Annotated in this window: 18 protein-coding genes; 4 read left to right on the top strand and 14 right to left on the bottom strand. The window is 61.2% G+C overall.

The genetic code is table 11. The features are described 5' to 3' along the window. Positions 1-42 precede the first annotated feature (42 nt). The 12 genes from G449_RS16025 to G449_RS0104940 all read right to left on the bottom strand — a co-directional run bounded on the left by G449_RS16025 (position 43) and on the right by G449_RS0104940 (position 13,449). On the bottom strand, positions 43-2,745 hold the full coding sequence (locus G449_RS16025; protein ID WP_022658194.1) for a ComEC/Rec2 family competence protein: 2,703 nt from the start codon (positions 2,743-2,745) through the stop codon (positions 43-45). 102 nt (positions 2,746-2,847) lie between these two features. Further along, positions 2,848-3,303, bottom strand: coding sequence for an SsrA-binding protein SmpB (smpB, locus tag G449_RS0104890; protein ID WP_022658195.1), 456 nt, complete (start codon positions 3,301-3,303; stop codon positions 2,848-2,850). Further along, positions 3,300-5,072 carry a phosphoenolpyruvate--protein phosphotransferase gene (gene ptsP / locus G449_RS0104895; protein ID WP_022658196.1) on the bottom strand — a complete coding sequence of 591 codons (1,773 nt, stop codon included), beginning with the start codon at positions 5,070-5,072 and terminating at the stop codon, positions 3,300-3,302. Before ptsP ends, smpB begins: the two co-directional genes overlap by 4 nt. A 1-nt stretch (position 5,073) precedes the next feature. After that, the gene (locus G449_RS0104900) at positions 5,074-5,364 is read right to left on the bottom strand and encodes an HPr family phosphocarrier protein (RefSeq protein ID WP_027180722.1); all 291 of its coding nucleotides are present in this window, start codon (positions 5,362-5,364) and stop codon (positions 5,074-5,076) included. Between the two features lie 73 nt (positions 5,365-5,437). Further along, positions 5,438-6,187: a PTS system mannose/fructose/sorbose family transporter subunit IID gene (locus tag G449_RS0104905; protein WP_027180723.1), complete on the bottom strand. Its 750-nt coding sequence runs from the start codon at positions 6,185-6,187 to the stop codon at positions 5,438-5,440. A gap of 170 nt (positions 6,188-6,357) precedes the next feature. Beyond that, positions 6,358-7,209, bottom strand: coding sequence for a 16S rRNA (cytidine(1402)-2'-O)-methyltransferase (gene rsmI / locus G449_RS0104910; RefSeq protein ID WP_022658198.1), 852 nt, complete (start codon positions 7,207-7,209; stop codon positions 6,358-6,360). After that, positions 7,151-7,540, bottom strand: coding sequence for a YraN family protein (locus tag G449_RS0104915; RefSeq protein ID WP_027180724.1), 390 nt, complete (start codon positions 7,538-7,540; stop codon positions 7,151-7,153). Before G449_RS0104915 ends, rsmI begins: the two co-directional genes overlap by 59 nt. Before the next feature lie 62 nt (positions 7,541-7,602). Next, positions 7,603-8,376 (bottom strand): ribonuclease HII, encoded by a 774-nt coding sequence (locus G449_RS0104920; protein WP_022658200.1) that lies wholly within the window; start codon positions 8,374-8,376, stop codon positions 7,603-7,605. Between the two features lie 287 nt (positions 8,377-8,663). Continuing rightward, entirely contained in the window at positions 8,664-9,011 is a 348-nt protein-coding gene (gene rplS, locus G449_RS0104925) for a 50S ribosomal protein L19 (protein ID WP_022658201.1), read from the bottom strand. Between the two features lie 78 nt (positions 9,012-9,089). Beyond that, the gene (gene trmD, locus G449_RS0104930) at positions 9,090-10,397 is read right to left on the bottom strand and encodes a tRNA (guanosine(37)-N1)-methyltransferase TrmD (protein ID WP_022658202.1); all 1,308 of its coding nucleotides are present in this window, start codon (positions 10,395-10,397) and stop codon (positions 9,090-9,092) included. A 55-nt stretch (positions 10,398-10,452) separates the two neighbouring features. Continuing rightward, entirely contained in the window at positions 10,453-11,274 is an 822-nt protein-coding gene (locus G449_RS0104935; protein WP_022658203.1) for a 4'-phosphopantetheinyl transferase family protein, read from the bottom strand. A 111-nt stretch (positions 11,275-11,385) separates the two neighbouring features. Further along, complete coding sequence (locus tag G449_RS0104940) at positions 11,386-13,449, bottom strand: elongation factor G (protein WP_022658204.1); 2,064 nt, start codon at positions 13,447-13,449, stop codon at positions 11,386-11,388. Between the two features lie 223 nt (positions 13,450-13,672). Between G449_RS0104940 and G449_RS16030 the strand changes: the two genes are divergently transcribed. Then, the gene (locus G449_RS16030) at positions 13,673-14,404 is read left to right on the top strand and encodes a hypothetical protein (RefSeq protein WP_022658205.1); all 732 of its coding nucleotides are present in this window, start codon (positions 13,673-13,675) and stop codon (positions 14,402-14,404) included. A 113-nt stretch (positions 14,405-14,517) separates the two neighbouring features. Here G449_RS16030 and G449_RS0104950 read toward each other — a convergent pair whose 3' ends face one another. Continuing rightward, a complete protein-coding gene (locus G449_RS0104950; protein WP_034605091.1) occupies positions 14,518-14,904 on the bottom strand; it encodes an acyl-CoA thioesterase in 387 nt (128 codons plus the stop codon). A gap of 99 nt (positions 14,905-15,003) precedes the next feature. Here G449_RS0104950 and G449_RS0104955 point away from each other — a divergent pair, with 99 nt between their 5' ends. The 3 genes from G449_RS0104955 to G449_RS0104965 all read left to right on the top strand — a co-directional run bounded on the left by G449_RS0104955 (position 15,004) and on the right by G449_RS0104965 (position 18,225). Beyond that, positions 15,004-16,107: an MltA domain-containing protein gene (locus G449_RS0104955; RefSeq protein ID WP_022658207.1), complete on the top strand. Its 1,104-nt coding sequence runs from the start codon at positions 15,004-15,006 to the stop codon at positions 16,105-16,107. Positions 16,108-16,856: 749 nt separating this feature from the next. Then, complete coding sequence (locus G449_RS16035) at positions 16,857-17,216, top strand: helix-turn-helix domain-containing protein (protein WP_022658208.1); 360 nt, start codon at positions 16,857-16,859, stop codon at positions 17,214-17,216. Positions 17,217-17,466: 250 nt separating this feature from the next. Further along, a complete protein-coding gene (locus tag G449_RS0104965) occupies positions 17,467-18,225 on the top strand; it encodes a DNA alkylation repair protein (RefSeq protein WP_022658209.1) in 759 nt (252 codons plus the stop codon). Between the two features lie 152 nt (positions 18,226-18,377). On the opposite strand, the gene G449_RS0104970 is transcribed toward G449_RS0104965, so the two are convergent. Further along, complete coding sequence (locus tag G449_RS0104970; protein ID WP_022658210.1) at positions 18,378-19,763, bottom strand: aminopeptidase; 1,386 nt, start codon at positions 19,761-19,763, stop codon at positions 18,378-18,380. Positions 19,764-19,769 lie beyond the last annotated feature (6 nt).

Genomic DNA, 19,769 nt, shown 5'->3' on the forward strand with positions numbered 1-19,769 from the left:
ATGCACCCCGGTTGCCCGCAAAGGCCGCCGGGGTGTATGCGTTCAGGGCCGTGCGGAATGAGCGGCTGGCGGGCCAAGACTGTCGCTGCGCGCGGGCCAGATAATCCGCACAGCGCCGTCACGCCCTGTGTAATGCAGCGGGGCGCTCGCGGCATCGCACCACTCGCGCAGTGGTTGTGAAGGGTAGCCGTAGCGGTTTTCAAATCCGCACGAGGCGACCACAAAGCCGGGCTGCACAGCTTCATAAAATTCCGGCAGAAACCCTGTGGCAGAACCGTGGTGCGGCGCAACAAGAACTTCGGCCCGCAGGTCATCGCCGTTATTGAGCAGACGGCGCAGCACCGGGCGTTCCGCATCGCCCAGAAACAGGGCCAGACCACGGCCATGCTGGGTCAGCCGGGCCACCACAGAGGCATCGTTGCCTTGCCATGCGTCCCACTCGTTCATTGGAGGGTGCAGAATTTCCAGGCGCAGACCCAGAGACGGTTTGCCCAGCATCAGAACATCACCACGGACAAGGGCGCGGCTGTGGTGGGCCGTGCGCGCCGTGCGCCACTGTTCGCCCCAGCTGCCCTTGCCTTCGCGCCCATTGTCCAGCAGGTGATCTACACGAAAAACGCGCAGTATGTGCAGCAAGCCGCCCATGTGGTCAAGGTCGGGGTGGGTGTTGAGTATGGCGGTCAGGTGCGGCGCGTCATTATAGGTCAGGGCCGGGGCCACCAGCGCCTGCCCCGGATCAAAACGCGGCGAGGCGCTGCCCCCGCCGTCCAGCAGCAGGCGTACATGCCCCGGCAGACGCAGCAGCAGGGCCTGACTCTGCCCCACATCCAGCACATCAAGGCGGATATGGTCTGACAGGCGCTCTGCAGTGCGCAGGGTCGGGCCAACGCATAACAGCAGCGCCCCGGCCAGCAGCAGACGTTGCGCCGCGCGGGGCAGGTCTGTGCGCCCCGCCTTCAGCGCCAGCGCCCCAAGCAAGGCCGCAAAAGCTGGCAGGGCTGTCCAGTGCGGGCGCAGCAGGGCCGGGGGCTGCAACAGGTTTGCGCCAGCCAGCCACGCAAGGCAGTCTGTAAGCCATTGGCAGGGCAGAGCCGCCAAGTCCAGCACTGCCCGTGCCGCAAGGTCAAGGCCAAGAGCGGACAGGAACAGGCCGAGCACAGAGGCGGGCAACACCAGCATGTCGGCCACGGGCAGCCAGAGCACATTGAGCCAGAACCAGTGCCCCATATTGTTGAACAGCAGCATGTTCAGAGGCAGCAGGGCAATCTGGATGCCCAGGGAAACCAGAAATATCCGCGTTAATGCCCACGTTCCCCGGCGGATCTTTTGATTCACACGTCTGACGAAACTTCCGCCCTGCCGTATCTGTGCAGCCGCATCCGGCTTTGGGGCCAGCACCCGCAACCAGGGCAGGCTCATGCCGATAACCGCCACGCACAGCACGGAAAGTTGCAGGCCTGTGTCCAGCATGCTCAGGGGGGAGACCACGCTGATGCAGAGCAGGGCGGCGCAGAGCACATCAAGCGTTGTGTGGGGCCGCCCACGCAAGAAATAGAGGGCAAGAAGCAGCAGCATGACGGCAGCCCGCAGCAATGACGCCGGGGCATCGCCCAGCCACAGGTAGGCCAGTGCTGGCGGCAGTGTTGCCAGCAGCGCCCAGACTGCGCGGGGGCGGCGCAGGTATATGCCGGGGCGAACCCGCGCGGCGGCAAGCACGCAGAGCAGGCCCACAAGGCCCGCCACGGTGAGGTGCTGGCCGGAAAGGGCGAGGCTGTGCACAAGCGTGGCCGAGGCAAAATTGTTCAGTGTCTGCTGGTTCAGGTATTGCCTGTCGCCAAAGAGCAGAGCCAGCAGGATGGCCTTGCCCTGCGAAAGCTTGTACTGCGTGGGCTTGCCTTGTGCGAGCTGGTTGTGGGGCAGCGGAGGGGAAGCGTCTGCCGCTATGGTTTCGTCTGGCCCTCCCGTATGGGACTGTGCCGCCTCCTGGGCAGGAAACAGCGCGCCCACAAAATCCTGCCGCAAGGATTCGCGCCAGCGGGCGGAGAGGGTCGGCTGGCCGGAAATGTGCGGGTCTCCCTGATTGCCCAGAGACCACATGCGCCAGCGCACGCCTTGAGCCGCCAGCCACAGGCCCCAGTCGGTCTGGCCTTCGTTGGCAAAGCCCTGCGCGGGCATGGGCCGCCGCGTCAGGCAGACTGTCTGGCCGGGGAGCGGAGGAGAAAGGGCAATGGCGGCTGTGGGGGCTTCCCATGTCCAGGCCAGTTTGCCGGGCAGGGGGCGGACGGCGGAAGCTGCGGCGTCTGCCGGTATTGCGGCAGCATCGGAGGCAGAGGTCAGGCCGTCCCTGATGTCTGCATACACAGGGCGCACATCGCTCAGCAGCAGGCGCAGGCGGTTGTCGGGCAGGCCCTGCATATCGCGCACAATGCCGCACACTCGCGGCGGCTGGGCAGATTCGTGCAACCATTGGGGCGGCTGGCCCGTCGGCCTTGCCTGCTCTTCTGTTGAGAGCAGCGTTTGCCACGGGCAACCATAGAGTTGCCAGTATCCGGTCAGAAATCCCGCCAGCAGGCACAAGGCGGCAAGAGCCGTGCGCGCGGCGCGCCACAGGCGGGCATCCGCAAAAAACAGCAGCAAGGCGCAGCAAAGTGAGGGCAGGGGCCAGGGTGCCGCGGTAATGCCCGCTATCCAGAAGCCCAGATACGTCTGCCAGAGCAGGGGGGCTTGCAATGGAGGGTGCCGCATGACGAACCTTGTAGAAGTGATGCTCGGCGCGAGTGCGGAGAGCCGTGCGCGCAAAAAAAGGAGCGCCCTTGCAGCAAGAGCGCCCCTTTGAACAGCGGGAGGCTAGGACAGCTCCCGGGCCATATCCCGTTCTTCTGCCCTGCGTTTGAGTGTTTCGCGGTGGTCGTGCAGTTTTTTGCCCTTGCCGAGGGCAATTTCTACCTTGATCTTGCCCCGCTTGAAGTAGAGGCGCACGGGCACAACCGTCAGGCCTTGCTGGGCCACCAGCCCCGCGAATTTGGAAATTTCCCGCTCGTGCAGCAGCAGTTTGCGCGCGCGGTCTGGCTCCTGCGACACATAGCCCGCGTTGGCGTAGGGCGCAATGTGCAGTGAAACAAGCCAGGCTTCTCCCTGGCGAAAGTCTACGTAGCTGTCGATAAAGTTGACCTTGCCCGCGCGGATGCTTTTGACTTCCGGGCCGGTCAGTACAATGCCCGCCTCGGTGAACTCGGAAAGTTCATAGAGGTGGCGGGCCTTTTTATTCAGGGCCACAGTGGATGGGGATGTTTTCTGGTTCATGGGTGACTGTATGTAAAAAGGCTTGTGGTGTGAAAGGCCAGTTCCTGTCCCAGTGACTGTTGCAACGCTTCGCGCACCATGCGCTTGGAAGCGGCCACATCGGTGCTGAGCAGCACGCTGTTGGCCAGATCCATGCAGGTCTGGGCGTTGAACTGGCGTATAAGGTGCTTCATGCCCGGTACAAATCGGGGGGCGGCGGACACAGTGTCCACGCCCATGCCCAGCAGCAGGGCCAGGCCAAAGGGGTCAGAAGCAAGCTCGCCGCAGACGGAAACGCCTATGCCCTCGCGGTGGGCGGCGTCAATGATGTGCTTGAGCGAGCGCACGATAGCCGGATGCAGCGGCTCGTTGAGGTAGGCCACATGGCGGTTGTTGCGGTCAATACCCATTATGTAGTGGATAAGGTCATTGGTGCCGATGCTGAAAAAGTCGCATTCCCGCGCAAGGGCATCGCAAATAAGGGCCGCAGCCGGGGTTTCAACCATGACGCCCAAGGGCAGCAATGGGGCGTGGGGCAGGTTTTGCGCCGCAAGCTCCTGATGCAGTTCCTGCATGATGCGGCGCACCTGTTGCACTTCATCCAGGCAGGAAATCATGGGCAGCATGATGGCCACATTGCCCATAGCCCCGGCGCGCATGAGCGCCCGCAGCTGCGTGCGAAAAATGCCCTGATGCCGCAGGCAAAAACGTATGCCGCGCAAACCCAGCGCCGGGTTAGGCTCCTTGAGCACTGCCTGCGCGTGGAGCATCTTGTCCGCGCCCACGTCAAGCGTGCGAAAGACCACACGATCCGGCGCGGCCCGCTGTGCCACTGCCGCGTATTCTGCCAGCAGGTCTTCTTCTGACGGCAGACGGTCGGTAAAATAGGCAAACTCGGTGCGGTACAGGCCCACTCCGTCAGCTCCGCACTGGGCAAGAGCAGACAGCTCGTTGGTGCCTTCAAGGTTGGCCTGCACTTCCACGCGCACGCCATCGCACATTTCGGCAGGCCAGCGGGCAGATTTGAGCGTGAGGTCTTCCCACGCCGTATATTCCTCGCGCCGGGCCGTAAAGCGGGCCTCGTCAGCGTCATCGGGGCTCAGCAGCACGCTGCCGCCGAGGCCGTCCACTACCAGCGTCTCGTTTTCGCGGGCAATGTCCATAAGCCCGGTAACGCCCGCAAGGCAGGGAATGTGCAGCCCGCGCGACAAAATGGCCGTGTGGGAGGTGGGGCCGCCTTCTGCGGTCAGAATGCCCAGCACCAGGTCAAGGTTGAGTTCCATGACATCGGCGGGGGAGAGGTCTTCCGCCACCAGCACGCCGGGGGTTTCATCCTCTCCCTTGTGGGCCGGGTCTGCCGCCAGATGCTCGCGCAGGCGCAGGCCCACGGCGCGGATATCCTGGGCGCGGTCGCGCAGGTAGGCATCGTCCATACTTCTGAACAGCGCGCACAGTTCATCCACCGTGAGTTTGAGCGCCCACGAGGCGCACACAAGGTTGCTCTCTATGCGGGCCAGCGCGGCCTTGAGCAGCTTGGGGTCGCGGGCCATTTCCATCTGGGCGGCAATGACGTCGCGGTATTCCGAAAGGTCTTCCGGCACATTTTCCATGGTGGCGGCCAGCGAGGCGCGCACGCTTTCAGCGGCGGCGCGCAGGGTCTCCTGCTCCGCAGCCACTTCGGCGGCAGTGATGCGGCGTTCGTCATCCTGCCGTGTCTTGTGCATGAAACGCACCCTGCCTATGGCTACGCCAGGCGAAACAGGTGTGCCGAAAAGTACCGCGCGGGCCATGTCAGTCCTGTAGATTGGTTAAAAATTGGGCCAGACCGCAAAGGGCCTCGCGGGCATCGTCACCCTGAGCCACCAGGGTCAGTTCCGCATTGGCGGGCGGCGCAAGAGAAAGTATGTCGAGCATGCTTTTGGCGTCTACTTCGCCGGTGTCGCTGACAAGCAGTATATCTGAGGCATAGCGCTGCGCCTCTTGCGCCAGACGGGCCGCCGGCCGGGCGTGCAGGCCGTTGCGCAGGCCAATGCATACCCGTAGCGCCAGCCCGCGCGGCGTTTGTTCTATGGCTTCTTCCATCATCCTACCTTATGAGCGTTTTATCGGCCAAAAGGGGGACAAAGCGTGTCCACTACCGAAAAACACGTATATTCTACATGCCTATGAAGCCCAAGTCCACGAGAATAAGGGCTCCTGTTGTCACAGCCCAAAGCAGCAGCCTTGGCAGGCGCATTCGCCCCACGAGCCATGCTGCGGCAAGCACCGCTGCGGCGCCCATGGCGTAGGCAGTCCAGGGAAAGGGCTTCATGGTGCTGATGGGCAGATGCCAGATGACCAGGGCAGCCAGCGCCGCATTGACCATCTTGAGCCTGTCCACCCAGTTGATGAGGTTGAGCTTGCGCAGGCGGGCGAGCGTGGTCAGCCCGTACCGCAGGCCGGAAACAAAACAGATGGCCCTGAACAGCAGCAGGGAACCGAACAGGATTACCGCCAGCAGCATGGCAATATTGGTAAAGCCCGCCAGCAGCAGGCTGATGCTGAGCAGCGACCACAGGGGCAGCAATGTGCCGCTGAAAAATGAATCGCCCAGGGCAGAGAGGGTTGTGGCCAGCGTTTCGCGCACGGAATTCAGCGCGCCCTCCGGCAGCGCCCCCTTGGCGATGGCCTGCTCGAGCGAGAGCAGGATGCCCACGAAAAGGGGAATCATGAAGGGGTGGGTGTTGCTGTGCCCCGCGTAACGGCTCATGGCGCGGGCAAAGGCCTGCGGTTCGGGGTACAGTTCGCGCAGGGCCGGCTCCAGCACGTAGGCCAGGCCTATCTGCTGCATCCCCCGAGCGGTCATGGCTGCATTGATGCAGCCTGTGCGCGCCAGGCAGGCAAGTACAACGCGTGTGGGATACATGGCAACCCCGTGGCATGCCGGTTTGGCAGTTGCGGCGAGTGCGCATTCAAAAGGAAAGCGCCGCCTTATGAACACTCAGCCATGATCTGCTGTCGCAAACTGCTTCCGCAACGTGCGCAACTGGTGGCCTGATACAAACAGGGGGCAAAGAGCCATGGAGTGAACCGCCCCTATGCTTCCGGCTCTGCCTGTTCCGTGCCCGTCAGCAGGGCGTAAATTTCTTTGCCCGACCAGCCGCGCACGGCATCCTGCACCCTGCGGGCAACCTGGCGGGGCTTGCCGCCCTGAGCAAGTTCCTCTTGCGCCAGCAGCAGTACATCTTCCCTTGGGGTTCGCTCTGCCTGCTCCGGAGGGCCGACGACCACGGTGATTTCGCCCAGCAGGTCATCGGGCAGCAGCTCGCTGTCTTCCAGACGACCTACTATAAATTCCTCGTGTTCCTTGGTCAATTCCCGGCACACGGCCACCTCGCGGGGGCCAAGAATGCGCGCGGCCTGGGCAAGGCTCTCCTTGAGGCGATCCTTGCGCTCAAAAAAAATGAGCGCGCCCGGCACGTGGGCAAAGGCGGCAAAAAGGGAGTCGCGCCCTGCGGCATCGCGCGGCAGAAAACCCAGAAAACTGTGCGGCAGCGGCGGAATGCCAGCGGCGGAAAGGGCCGTCACAGGAGCCGAAGGCCCCGGCAGTGGGGATACGGCAAGGCCTTCCTTGCGGCAGGCCCGCACCAGACGGTAGCCGGGATCGGCCAAGAGCGGCGTTCCGGCATCGGAGACAAGGGCAACGGTCTGGCCTTCACGCAGCATGCGCAATACGCCCTCCTGCCGCTCGGCCTCGTTGTGATCGTAAAAACTCAGCAGGCGGCGGGCTTCAATGCCGCAATCGCGCAACAGGCGGGCAGTGCGGCGGGTATCCTCTGCCAGCACAAGATCGGCGCTCGCCAGCACTTCGCGCGCTCGCGGCGAAAGATCACCAGGGTTGCCAAGTGGCGTTGCCACTATCCACAGACGGTTCGCATTCAAAGGCATGGCGGCAGTGCTCCAGGTGCAGGGTATCGCCCTCGCGCACAATGCAGACCACATCAAACCGGCAGGGGCTGCTCCATGCATCGTGGGCCGCAAGCCACGCCCTGGCCGCCCGGCACAGGGTACGCTGCTTGGCAGGGGTCAGTGCAGCGGCGGGGCCGCCGTAGGTTGAACCGCTGCGGGTTTTTACTTCGACAAAAACAATGGTGTCGCCATCGCGGCAGACAATATCGAGTTCAAGCCTGCCGCTGCGCCAGTTGCAGTCCAGCAGTTCCATGCCGCTGCGTTGCAGCAGCTTGCGCGCGGCTTCCTCGCCTTTGCGCCCAAGGTTCAGATGGGCCGGGGCGGCGGCTGGTTCATCCTTGCCGCCAAAAAGCGTTTGCAGCCAGCGTGGCTTCACAACAGGCTGCCCTGCTGCGGGCTTGGCTTTTCGGGTAAAACGCCCCGAAAGGTCAGGCGGTGCTGCGGGCAGGGCCCTAGGCGGCGCAGGGCTTCGTAATGATCCTCGGTGCCATAGCCTTTGTGGGCTTCAAAGCCGTAGCCGGGCCAGCGTTTTTCCAGCCGGGTCATGAGCTTATCCCTGTAAGTTTTGGCAAGGATGGACGCGGCGGAGATGGCCGGTTCGCTGGCATCGCCGCCAATAATACAGCGCTGCGAGGGCAGGGGGGCTGTATGCCCCTTGCGCCAGTGGAAGGCAAAAACCTCGCCGGGTACGGTCTTGTTGCCGTCGATGAGCAGATGCGCGGGCGCGCAGCGCAGGCAGCGCACGGCCCTGCTCATGGCTTCAAAAGTGGCCTGTAAAATATTGATGGCGTCAATGCGGGCGGGCCACACCACACCCAGACCCCAGGCCACCGCGCACTGGCGTATGCGCGGGGCGAGCATGTCGCGGGTTTTGGCGCTGCATGCCTTGGAATCGTTGAGGCCCGGCAGGTCGTAGCACTCCGGCAATATGACCGCAGCGGCTACTACCGGCCCGGCCAGACAACCGCGACCGGCCTCGTCTATGCCAGCGGTAAAAATTTGTGGGCCTGTCTGGCTGCTTGCCTGCAAAAGGGGAGAATCATCCTGAGGCAGCGGGGCGCTCAAGGTGCTCACCAGCTGGACAAGGCTCGCCTGTGCCTGCTGGTTGCGCGGCTTTGCCGGGCGGCTCATTGCTTTTCTGCCCATGATTTCTCCGCTGCGCAGCAAGGGCCGCGACCCTATGGTCAATGCGCGATGGTCAGCGCGTCGGTTTAGAGCCGTTTACGAATGAAATGAGTTGACTGCTCTGCAAGGATTTTCCAGAAAATCCTTGCCACGAAATGCGAGCAGGCAGCTTTGCCTGCCGTAAGCGAGTATTTCAAGCGCTAACTGTTCTAAGGACGCGCGAACAGCGCGCCAGGGATTTTGCAGTTGCCTGCATGCCCTGGCGCGCCGTAAAAACGCTCGCTGCGATTCTGATGCCTAAAAAAGGATCAGAAGCGGCCACGCGGCTTGATGCGCGCGGCTTTGCCCTTGAGGGCACGCAGGTAGTACAGGCGGCTGCGGCGCACGCGGCCCTGCGTGATCAGCTCAACGCGGTCGATGAAGGGCGAGTTGAGCGGGAAAATACGTTCCACGCCCACGCCGTCGGAAACCTTGCGCACCGTAAAGGTGGCGCTGGTGGTGCCGCGCTTGATGCGGATAACGTTACCCTGGAAGACCTGGATACGTTCTTTTTCGCCTTCCACAATGCGCAGGTGCACTTTCACCGTGTCGCCGGAGCGAAACGCGGGAAGATCCATGCGCTGGTTTTCCAGTTCAATTTTCCTGATGATGTCCATCGTGAACTCCTTGCAAATCCGGGCGGATTGTTGCGTCGTTGCAAAGCGGCGCCGATGCGCTCAGGCCGCCGTGTTGCGTCAGTAGTAGTCGCCTAATATCCTGTCGGCCAGAATGGCGGCCGCGCTGCGCACCGAAAGATGGTTGTAGCCCAAAAAACGCACCGGCCTCAGAGTGCCTTCGCACTGTTCGAGCACCTCCGGCGCAAGCCCTTGCGCCGTGCCCAGGCAGAGCATAACCGGCCCCTGGTCGCACCAGCGCCGCACGTCACGCGGAGTCATGGGCATGCGTCCCGGTTGGGATGCCTTGCCCTTGGCAGGCCAGACGGCAGAACTAGCCACCAGTCTGGGTCGCGTTCCATGCTGCGCGGTCATATGCGCCACCGCTTCTTCAAGCGAAGTCGCGGGTTGCACCAGGCCGAGGGCCTGAGCGCGGTCGGCGTTTCCGATACCGCCCGGCCCCCGCGTCCAGTGACGCAAAATTTCTTCCAGTACCCGCAACTGGTCGCGAAGAGGGGTCACCGGATAAAAGGAACCCATCGCATAGCTGCGGGAAATTCGGGCTATATCGTGTATGTCCAGATTTGTCAAAGAGGAAGCGCCGATTTTTTTTGGCCCAAGGGAAACCGGGTAGTGAACAAGGCAGAACGAAAGGTTGCGTCCCGGCCTGTCACGCGGGGTTTCAGCCAGCGTTTGCACGTCTTCGCGATAGAGCGGCGCTTCATTCAACATTTCCGGGCGCATGCGCAAGGTGGTGCGCACAGATTCCTGCCTGCGCCACTGGGCGATGCGGGCATGGTCGCCGCTTTGCAGTACCTCGGGAACCGACAGACCTTCCAGGGATTCTGGCCGCGTGTAGTGCGGATATTCCAGCAATCCGTGAGAAAAACTTTCGTCGTCGCCGGATTCTTCCTTGCCCATAAAGCCGGGGATGAGGCGGGCCACGGCCTCCAGCACGGAAAGAGCCGCGCTTTCGCCGCCGTTGAGCACAATATCGCCTACGCTCACGGGTTCAAGCGGAAACAGCTGCAACAGCCGTGCGTCAATGCCCTCGTACCTGCCGCAAACAATGGTCAGATCTTCCTCGCGCGCAAGGTCGCGCACCATGTCCTGCGTCAGCGGGCGTCCGCCGGGGGCCATGAACAGCATGCGGCCGGGCCGCTCAATGGAGCGCAGGGCGCGGGCCAGAGGCTCGCCCTGCATGACCATTCCGGGGCCGCCGCCGTAGGGGCGGTCGTCCACATGGCGGTGTTTGTCTGTGCTGAACTGCCGGGGGTCATGAAGGCTGCATTCCACAATGCCAGCCTCCCGTGCACGGCCCATGAGGGCGGTGGACAGGGGCGACTCGAAAAATTCGGGAAAAAGCGTGACAAGGTGAAAACGCGGCATGGGCGGAGAGTGCCGTAAAAACGTTCGCCTTGCAAGAAAATGTCTGCCGGGGCGCTTAGCCGCGCGGGCGTAGGGCGGAAAGGGCGCGCAGCAGGGTAGTCGGGGTCTGGCGGAGCACCAGTGGTCGAAAAAATTCTGACCGGAAGTCTGTTTTGGCGCTCACCTGTTGTGCCAGACACAGCCAGTGTCCGGGGTAGGGCAGACTGCGCCAGTAAACTATGCCCATCGGCCCGTGCCAGATCCCGGCCTTTTGCCCGAAACCGCCGGTGGAAACCCTGGCAGGATCCATGCCCAGCCCCAGACCGGATGCCTTGAGCAGGGCCTCCTTGATTGTCCAGCGGCGCAGGGCCTCGCGATTGCTGCTCTGCTGTGAAAAACCGGTCTTGCGTGGGGGCAGTTCTGCCGGGGCAAAGGCATTGAGGGCTGGCGGCGGGGAAAGCAACGATTCCGCATCCAGCGCATGAGGGGCCAGCACGCCGTCTGCTGGCGCAGGGCAAAGGGCGCAAAAGGCCGCCTCGCCGCTGTGGCTGAAGGCCGCGTGCCAACCGGTGAACAGGGGGCGGCCCTGAGTATCCATGCCCAGTTGCGGCAGCGGCCCAGTTGTGGTTGAGAACGGTGCCTTGGCCTGCTGCGCGGCATGCGTCACCAGTTGGGCGCGCGCGAGCAGCCGCGACAAAGCCGCCCGCAGCACGTCCCGCCGCATCTCTCGCGCCTCGGCCTGACCGTTTGGCGAGCGGCCAAAGCGGCGCACATGGGCAAGCTGCCTGTCGTCCAGCCATGGTTCCAGCGCCGCTTCAAGCGCACAGCGCCAGCCTTCCAGCTCTTTACTGGAGCCAGCGGGCAGGGGGGTGCAGAGTACTGTGAGCGGGCGTTCCATGATTTTCCAGATTATGTTGCTTGCGGCAAAGACGCTCAAACCGGCTGTTTTGCAGAAAACAGCCGGTTTGTCATCTATAAGAGGAAGAGGTGGTCTGCCCCACCCCAATGGTTATTCGGCAGCCTTGTGCTTCTGGTGCTCGGCAATGACCTTTTCCGCCACGGGTTGCGGGGCTTCTTCATAATGGGCAAATTCCATGGTGAAGAATCCCTGCCCACCGGTCATGGAGCGCAGGTCGGGCGCGTAGCGCAGTACTTCGCTCATGGGCACGTGGGCCTTGATTTCCGTGCTGCCGCCCTGCGAATCAGAACCCAGCACCTTGCCCCGGCGGGAGGAAAGGTCGCCGATGACATCGCCCATGCTTTCATCGGGCACGGAAACGGTGAGCAGCACAATGGGTTCGAGCAGCACGGGCTTGAGGCCTTCCATGGCCTTTTTGAAAGCGACGGAGCCAGCCACCTTGAAGGCCATTTCTGACGAGTCTACCGTGTGGTAGCTGCCATCGTAGACCTTGACGCGGAAGTCCACCACCTGGCATCCGGCCAGAAATCCGCGAGCTGCGGCTTCCTGAACGCCCTTGTCGATGGCGGGAACGTACTGGCGGGGGATAACGCCGCCCACGATGGCGTCTTCAAACACATAGCCGGAACCGCGCGGCAGGCCTTCCATCTCGATCCAGCAATCGCCAAACTGACCACGGCCGCCGGACTGCTTTTTGTGACGGCCCTGTACCTGACATTTGCCGCGCACGGTTTCTCGGTAGGGAACCTTGGGCGTTTTGAGTATGATATCCACCTTGAAGCGGCGCTTGGCCTTTTCGACCGAAAGCTCGATATGCAACTGCCCCATGCCGGAAAGCAGAATGTCCCCGGTTTCTTCGTCGCGCCCCAGACGCAGGGTGATGTCTTCATCCAGCAGTCGCTGGATGGCTGCGTAGACCTTGTCTTCCTCGCCCTTTTCCTTGGGGGCGAGGGCGTAGGTGATGAGCTGCGGGGGCAGGGCGGGCATGGGCAGGGCAAAGGGGGCTTTTTCGTCGCAGAGGGTATCTCCCGTGCGGGTGTTTTTGAGCTTGGCAACGGCCACGATGGCGCCGGGGCCAATGGGCTCCTTGCAGGGGGTCTGCGTTTTGCCCTGAATGTACAGCAGGTTGCCGAGACGTTCGTTTTCTTCCGTGCGGGAGTTTTTCAGCGTGGCGTCACCGTTGATGGTGCCGGAAAGAACCCGCAGGAGGGAAAGCTGCCCCGAAAAAGGATCGGCCAAAGTTTTGAAAACAAAGCAGGCCACCGGACCATCCGGGCCAGCGGCGCGTTCTGCGCCATCGCGGCCAGCAAAGGGCGGGCGATCAAGGGGCGAGGGCAGCAGGGCTTCAATGGCGACCAGCACGGATTCGCCGCCCTTGTTTTCAAGGGCAGAGCAGGCCAGCACCGGCGTAAGCTCACCCTTGAGCACGCCCGAGCGCAGGCCTGTTTTGAGGTCATCTTCTGAAAGAATGCCTTCTTCCAGATATTTTTCCATGAGCTGCTCGTCGCTCTCGGCGATGTTTTCTATGGTCACATCGCGCAGCAGGCTGACATCGTCAGCCATGGCAGCGGGGATTTCAGCCTCTGCGGCTGCGCCGTTTTCGCCAAACATGCGGGCCTTGCCCGTCAGCACATCGGCAACACCCACAAAGGATTCGCTCTGGCGAATGGGCAATTGCAGCACAACGGGCTTGACGTTCAGGCCGGAGAGCCCGTCAAGGGCCATCTGAAAATCGGCGCGGTCGCGGTCAACCTTGTTGACCACGATAATGGAGGGCAATCCGGCTGCGCGGACCAGATTCCAGAACTTTTTGGCAAGGGGGCGCACACCGTCCACGGCGTCCAGCACAAAAACAACGCTGTCCACGCCTTTGAGCAGGCATTCCATGTCGCCTGTAAAGTTGCCGTCACCGGGGATATCCAGAAGGAAATGGCGGTTTTTATTCCAGAGATAGGCGGCGCAGGAGGGTTGAACGGAGCCGCGTCGGCGGGTTTCTTCTGGTTCGTAGTCAAGGCATGTGGTGCCGTCTTCTACAGCCCCCAGGCGATTCACCGCCCCGGCCTTATAGAGAAGCATCTCTGCCAGGGATGTTTTGCCGCAACCGCCGGTTCCGACGATGGCGAACGTGCGTTGCATTTCCAGTGGAGTAGGCATGGTTTTCTCCCTTCGTAAGCGATATGGCGCGCCCTTGGCGGCCTGGTGAACGAAACTAGGGAAAGGAACAAGTCTTCCATCTGCTATTGGTTCCCACGTTACAGGCTTGTCGCAAAAAAGGAAAGAGGCCGCGACTTTTAATGTAAGGCTTAACGCTTGACAGCAGAGGCCGCCACTGTGACAGTTAGTCGGATATATATTGGAGCAGGCGGAGGGAGCGACCATGGCGCTATGGGAATGGGCCGGCGCTGGTGCGGTTTTTTTGGCGGCTGTGGTTTTTTGCGTGCGGCTGATGAAGCGTGGTTTGACCACGCTTGAGGACGAGCGCGCCCAATGCCTTGAGCGCATTCGCCAGATGGAAGAAAAAATTCAGGAAGATCAAAAAAATATGGCTTCCAGCGAACACCTGCGCGTAGCCCGCGCCGGGCTGGAAGATCTTTTGCGGCTGGCGGGCAATCCGCCCGGCATGCGGCTCGAGTCTCTCGCCAAGGGGCTGGGCGAAGCGCGGGGCGAGGCCCTTGTGCTGCACTTGCCCGAAGGCGAGGTGCGCATCAGCCTGAACATGCGCGAGCGGGAGCTTAAAGGGGTGCGCAAGGTGGTCCACGGGCATGGGCGGTGGCACCTGAACGGTTTGGGCCTGAACGAGGAATATACGGATCTTGTGCCGCTCATGCGCGCGCTCAGTGCCAGGCTGGCCATGTATCTTGGCGGAGGTGAGAGCGCCAGCGCGCCGTATTGCCCCCTTGGGGACCCCGCAGCCGATGTGCCCGCTGAATTGCCGCATCTTGCGCGGCGTTTCAGCAGCGCGCGGTCTGTGCGGCAGAAGCGACAGCCCGTAGTGCGGCATGACGAGGAGGAGGGCCGCCTCGAAAGGCTGCGGCGGCTGGAGGATGCCCGTGCCGCGCGCAAGCATCTGCGGGCCAATCCCGGCCCCACCGGGAGCAGGCACCGTTAAGGTCTTGGGAAAAATATTTTCTGCCGCCGCATGTGGTTGCGGCGGCAGATCACGCTGACATAAATACGGTGGAATAACGCGGCATCAGCGCAGGCAGGGGAGAGGGCTGGCGGTTACTCCGTAAAGGTGAGATTACGGAACCAGTCCGGCACAGGAACGGGGCGACCTTCGTGATTGACCAGCGCGTGCTGGGTCATGCCCGTGGCCAGAAGTCTCGTCTTGTCCTCGCTCCGTATCTCATATACAAAGCGCAGGGATGCGCGCGCCCATTCGGCAATGCCAGCGCGCACAAGCACAAGATCATCATAGCGGGCGGATGAGCGGTAACGGCACTGGGCCTCGCGCACAGGCAGGATAAGGCCTTTCTTTTCAACTTCCGCATAGCTCATGCCGCAACGGCGAATGTATTCGCTGCGCGCCCGCTCGAAAAGATGCAGATATTCCGCATAATAAAGCACGCCCATCGTGTCTGTTTCACCATATGACACGCGGTGCGGCATCCAAATATCAGGGGTGGGAAATTGGTCATGCACGAAACGGCTCCTTGTTACGCGTTTTCCGGGCGTTGTTGCAGCGGATTTGCAAACCGTGCAGGCGGCATGTTGCGCCTGTTGCTACTGCTGGCGGTTACAATGGCTTTGTTTGCCTGCGCCAAGCAGGCCCCCCCGCCAGTGGTGGAAAGAACTCTTCCTCCGGTAGGGTTTGAAAGCCCGGAATTTTTTGTGAGCAATCTTATTCCTGCCGGTCAGGACCTGACAAGCTGGAAGGATATGGCCCCCAGTGTGCGTAAGTCGCTGCGTTACGTCAACAGCAAGCCCAGGGACGCCATCGCTGTGCAGCGCCCCGGCCTGACCGTGACGTGGGGCGATCTGTCGCGCACGCTTGAGCGTTTGCAGGAACTTTTGCCCCGGCTGGACAAGGAACCGGAGCTGCTGCTGGCAAACTTCCGCTGGGCGGAAGTGACGGGCGGTATCAACTATTCCGGTTACTACGAGCCTGCCGTTCCCGCCAGCCGCACCCGCAAACCGGGGTACACACAGGCCATCTATGGCCTGCCCCCCGATCTGAACAAGGTCATTGCCAAACGTGGGCAGTACTATGACCGCCGCACCATCGAAGAAAAACAGGTGCTGGCGGGCAAGGGGCTGGAACTGGCCTGGGCCGCAGACCCTGTTGACGTGTTTTTTCTTGAAATTCAGGGTTCTGGCCGCCTGATCTTTGACGACGGCACTCAGGCCTATGTCAACTACGCGGGCCAGAACGGGCACAAATACAAAAGCTCTGGCCGCATCATGCGCGAAAAAGGCCTGCTCAGGCGCGGCGATATTTTTGAACAGCGCGAGTGGTTCAAAAACAATCCCGGCCGCGTACGCGAAATTCTCAATGATAACCCGAGCTATGTCTTCTTTAAATACGGCATGCGCGGCCCCACGGGGGCCATGGGCTACCAGGTGGACGACTGGCTGTCGCTTGCCACAGATCGCGGTTTTATCCCGCTCGGCTCCATTGTGGCCTACGGCGTCAATATTCCGGATGAAACCAAGGGCAAAATGCCCCTGCGCGGCATCGGCTTTGCCCAGGACGTGGGCGGGGCCATCAAGCGTAACCGCATAGATATCTTTTGCGGCGGCGACCAGCGCGCCAACTATGTGGCAAGCCATCTGGACGCCAAAGGGCCTGCCTGGGTGCTGCTGGCGCGCTAGGACTGGCGAATAGGCCTTTTGCCGCCAGCAGCAAGGCTGACGGTGTTGGTTGAAAATTTCAGAAGCATATGAGGCCGAAGCGGTTGATAGCCGCTTCGGCCTTTCTGGGCTGCACGGTTTTTTTGAAACCGTGTATTTTTATTGTTCTGGTGTTAGATATTTTTCTTTCATATCTTATTAATTTTACACGCAGGCTTGCCTGACAATCTGGCATTTTAGCCCTACGCGCGGGCAAAAACACGCACACCTGATAATTAAACTCCTTGACTTATCTCATGTTGTGAGTATTTTTTAAGCGTACACTGACAGCCTCTCCAGAGTTGCGATAATTTTGTTTCGCTGGTTTGTCTCAATGTGTACGGGAGCCGCTTGTGGGTTCCCCCTACTTTCCCCTTTTGGGGCTGGAATTTTATTTCTGCCTCACCAACCCGGTTGCGACCTGCAGGGCTATGAAGCGTTGGCGTATTGTCACGGCTTTTTAGGCAACTGTGATGGCTGCACGGAGTCTATGTCAGTTCTCCCGGCTGTTGCACTATTCTTTGTGCAGCAATCCGTTAGCCTGTTCCACTGTCCAGACCGCTCCCTTTCAGAAAAGCATCCTCGCGTCCGTTTTTATGGGTTTGCCACATCCTGGCCAGCACAATAAACGCGCATCAGAGCACCCGCTCCCGCACCCGGTTCCTTCGTTTCAACACGTTGATAATCCCGGGCATTTTGCACGTCTATAGCGTACAGAGGAGGCTCTTCCAATGAGTGGAAAGGTATTTGAGTATATGGCCATTATGGATCGCATCAAGAATGTCACCCAATGCAGAACCCAACAGGAACTTGCGAAGTTTTTTGATGTCTCGCAATCGTGTATTTCTGATTCCAAAAAGCGGCTGGCCATCCCGTCCAAGTGGCTGCTCAGCCTGCTGAAGAAAAAAGGCATCAACCCCGAATGGGTGCAGAAAGGCTTTGGCCCGAAGTTTTTGCTCCCCTATGACGAAGACCGTGGGGCCGTGTGCAGCATTTATGCAAGGACGCCCGACAAGTGCCCGCTGCAGCATATTGTTTCGGACATTGGCAAGCTGGTTTCGCGGGCTGAGGGTATGGGGCGCAGCGCATAGGCCGATGGGGTTGCCGCCGCGCCACCTGGGGAATGTTTTAGCTGAGCGGGGCAGAGCCTGCCCCAAATTGAAGCAGCTCTGTGCATGTTGGGTTAAGGCCAGTTAGTTGTCTTCATGCCCGCATGTGTTTGGGGCAACAGGGCTGCATCGTACATTTGGCTGTTGTGCCAATGATTTTGGTATGCAAAGACCTGCGCCAGCTTGACGCAGGTCTTTGCATACCTTGAGCATTAGTGTTGCCGGGAGTGCCATGAGCATACCTTCCACGCGTCTGGCCCAGCTCAACAGCGGGCAGGATGCTTCAAAAAATCTGGCAGAGGGCTTGGCGGTGGATTTTGCCGCCCTCATGGCTGCGGCCTTGCCGCAGGCTGATGCCGCCTTGCTGGACGAAATGCGCGCTGCCGCATCCCTTGGGATTTCAAAGCGCATGCTGCTGGCTGGCGAGCTGGTGCACCGGGCCGTGGGCGCGCAGGGATTGGCAAGGCTTGCTGCGCACAGGTCGGATACTGTTCGGGGCTGGATATGTTATGCTCTGGCGCATGAGCATGTCCGGCATTCTCCGGCGGAGCCGCTGGAAAATCTGCTGGAAGCCGTGCGTCCCTTTGCGGATGATGCGCATTTTGGCGTACGTGAATGGGTATGGATGGCAGTGCGGCCTCATCTGGCAAAGCAGCCGGAACACGCCATACGCCATCTCGCAGGCTGGACCGCTGACCCCTCGGAAAGGGTGCGTCGTTTTGCCAGCGAAAGTACCCGCCCGCGCGGCGTGTGGTGCGCCCACCTGACTATCCTCAAGGAGAATCCAGCGCTTGGCTTGCCTGTTCTGGAACCCTTGCAGGCTGACCCCTCCACCTATGTGCAGGACAGCGTGGGTAACTGGCTCAATGATGCCGCCAAATCTCAGCCGCAGTGGGTGAGCGCGCTCTGCGACGCGTGGCTCGCGCAAAATCCGGGCAAGGCGACCGCGCGCATCTGCAAAAGAGCGCTGCGCAGTCTGCATAAAAAATAGAGCGCATTCCCAAGTGCCATACATAGACTGCTCTTGCGGGCTGGCTGATTTTTTCGCCAGCTCGCAAGGGCAGTCTGTTGTCTACGTGGCTTTATGCAGCCGGGGGCGGGAAGCATCTGTTGCCCCGCTGCCCGCTGCCCGAGCCTACCCGGCTATAGCTGGGCTTCCAGAAATGCGCGGAAGGCCTGCTTGGTGGCGAAGAGGTCAGCGCTGCTTGCCAGTTCAAAGGGGCTGTGCATGGACAGGATGGCAGGGCCAAGGTCAATAACCTGCATGCCGTAGGCCGCAAGGAACAGGGCCACGGTGCCGCCGCCGCCAAGGTCGACCTTGCCAAGCTCCGCACTCTGCCATGCAATGCCCTTGCCGTTGAAAAGCCCGCGCAGCGCGCCGAAAAATTCGGCATCGGCCTCGCTGGCTCCGTACTTGCCGCGCGAACCGGTAAACTTGGAAAACACCGGGCCGTAGCCCAGCAGGGCGGCATTCTGTTTTTCGTGCACTTCCTGATAATCGGGATCCAGCGCTGCGGAAACGTCGGCAGAAAGGGCGCGGGTTTCAAGCAGCACATGCGAGGGCGGAACGTCCTTTTCCCACGCGCGGGTGAGGTCTTCCACGCAATATTGCATAAAGCGCGAGGCCGCGCCAGATGCGCCGTCCGAGCCGATTTCCTCTTTGTCCCAGAAAATAACAGCCATGCTGCGGCCTGTGGCTTCGGCCTCAAGCAGGGCCTCCAGCGCGGTAAACACGCAGATGCGGTCGTCCTGCCCGTAGCCGCCGATCATGGCCTTGTCAAAGCCCACAAAGCGGGCCGGGCCAGCGGGCACAGCCTGAAGCTCGGCAGTGATGAGGTCTTCTTCGCAAATGCCGTATTTTTTGTGCAGCAGTTCGAGCAGCTGGGTTTTGATGGGGTCTTTGGGCGTATCGTCTTTGCTGGATTTGCCAGCCTTGGGCGTGCTGTGGGCCAGAATGATGTTGAGTTTTTCGGCCTCAAAAGCTTCGCTGACCGGCTGGGTAACCTGCTTCTGGGCCAGATGGGGCAAAAGGTCGGCAATGCAGAACACTGGCTCCCCGGGCTTTTCGCCAATGGTCACCGTGAGGGTTTCGCCATTTTCACGCACGATAACGCCGTGCAGGGCCAGGGGGCGCGCCAGCCACTGATATTTGCGGATACCGCCATAGTAGTGGGTCTTGGCCTGAGCAACGCCGGGCTGCTCGATGAGCGGGCGCTGCTTGAAATCAAGGCGTGGGGTATCGGCGTGGGCGGCCAGCAGCGAAAGCCCCCGACTCAGGGGCAGCGCACCTTTGCGGGCCGCAAAGATGGCCTTGCCGCGAAGGGATCGCATAACGCGGTCGCCGCTGAAATCTTCCGCATACCCATGCTCGGCAAGGCGCTGGCGCACGTATTCCACAGTTTCGCGCTCAGTCTTGCAGTGGGTGATAAAGTCGATATAGCGCTGGGCCAGGGCTTCCATTTCCTTGCGGGTTTTGGCGTCGGCATTGTCCCAGATGCTTTTGGGCTTGTAGGCAAGATTTTTTTCCATGATGCT

The sequence above is a fragment of the Desulfovibrio desulfuricans DSM 642 genome (assembly GCF_000420465.1).
Classification (GTDB): Bacteria; Desulfobacterota; Desulfovibrionia; order Desulfovibrionales; family Desulfovibrionaceae; genus Desulfovibrio; species Desulfovibrio desulfuricans.

Coding starts and splice junctions, on each gene's coding strand:
- G449_RS16025 (WP_022658194.1), bottom strand. CDS start 2,745: ATGCGGCACCCTCCATTGCAAGCCCCCCTGCTCTGGCAGACGTATCTG.
- smpB (WP_022658195.1), bottom strand. CDS start 3,303: ATGAACCAGAAAACATCCCCATCCACTGTGGCCCTGAATAAAAAGGCC.
- ptsP (WP_022658196.1), bottom strand. CDS start 5,072: ATGGCCCGCGCGGTACTTTTCGGCACACCTGTTTCGCCTGGCGTAGCC.
- G449_RS0104900 (WP_027180722.1), bottom strand. CDS start 5,364: ATGGAAGAAGCCATAGAACAAACGCCGCGCGGGCTGGCGCTACGGGTA.
- G449_RS0104905 (WP_027180723.1), bottom strand. CDS start 6,187: ATGTATCCCACACGCGTTGTACTTGCCTGCCTGGCGCGCACAGGCTGC.
- rsmI (WP_022658198.1), bottom strand. CDS start 7,209: ATGCCTTTGAATGCGAACCGTCTGTGGATAGTGGCAACGCCACTTGGC.
- G449_RS0104920 (WP_022658200.1), bottom strand. CDS start 8,376: ATGGGCAGAAAAGCAATGAGCCGCCCGGCAAAGCCGCGCAACCAGCAG.
- rplS (WP_022658201.1), bottom strand. CDS start 9,011: ATGGACATCATCAGGAAAATTGAACTGGAAAACCAGCGCATGGATCTT.
- trmD (WP_022658202.1), bottom strand. CDS start 10,397: ATGCCGCGTTTTCACCTTGTCACGCTTTTTCCCGAATTTTTCGAGTCG.
- G449_RS0104935 (WP_022658203.1), bottom strand. CDS start 11,274: ATGGAACGCCCGCTCACAGTACTCTGCACCCCCCTGCCCGCTGGCTCC.
- G449_RS0104940 (WP_022658204.1), bottom strand. CDS start 13,449: ATGCCTACTCCACTGGAAATGCAACGCACGTTCGCCATCGTCGGAACC.
- G449_RS16030 (WP_022658205.1), top strand. CDS start 13,673: ATGGCGCTATGGGAATGGGCCGGCGCTGGTGCGGTTTTTTTGGCGGCT.
- G449_RS0104950 (WP_034605091.1), bottom strand. CDS start 14,904: ATGCCGCACCGCGTGTCATATGGTGAAACAGACACGATGGGCGTGCTT.
- G449_RS0104955 (WP_022658207.1), top strand. CDS start 15,004: ATGTTGCGCCTGTTGCTACTGCTGGCGGTTACAATGGCTTTGTTTGCC.
- G449_RS16035 (WP_022658208.1), top strand. CDS start 16,857: ATGAGTGGAAAGGTATTTGAGTATATGGCCATTATGGATCGCATCAAG.
- G449_RS0104965 (WP_022658209.1), top strand. CDS start 17,467: ATGAGCATACCTTCCACGCGTCTGGCCCAGCTCAACAGCGGGCAGGAT.
- G449_RS0104970 (WP_022658210.1), bottom strand. CDS start 19,763: ATGGAAAAAAATCTTGCCTACAAGCCCAAAAGCATCTGGGACAATGCC.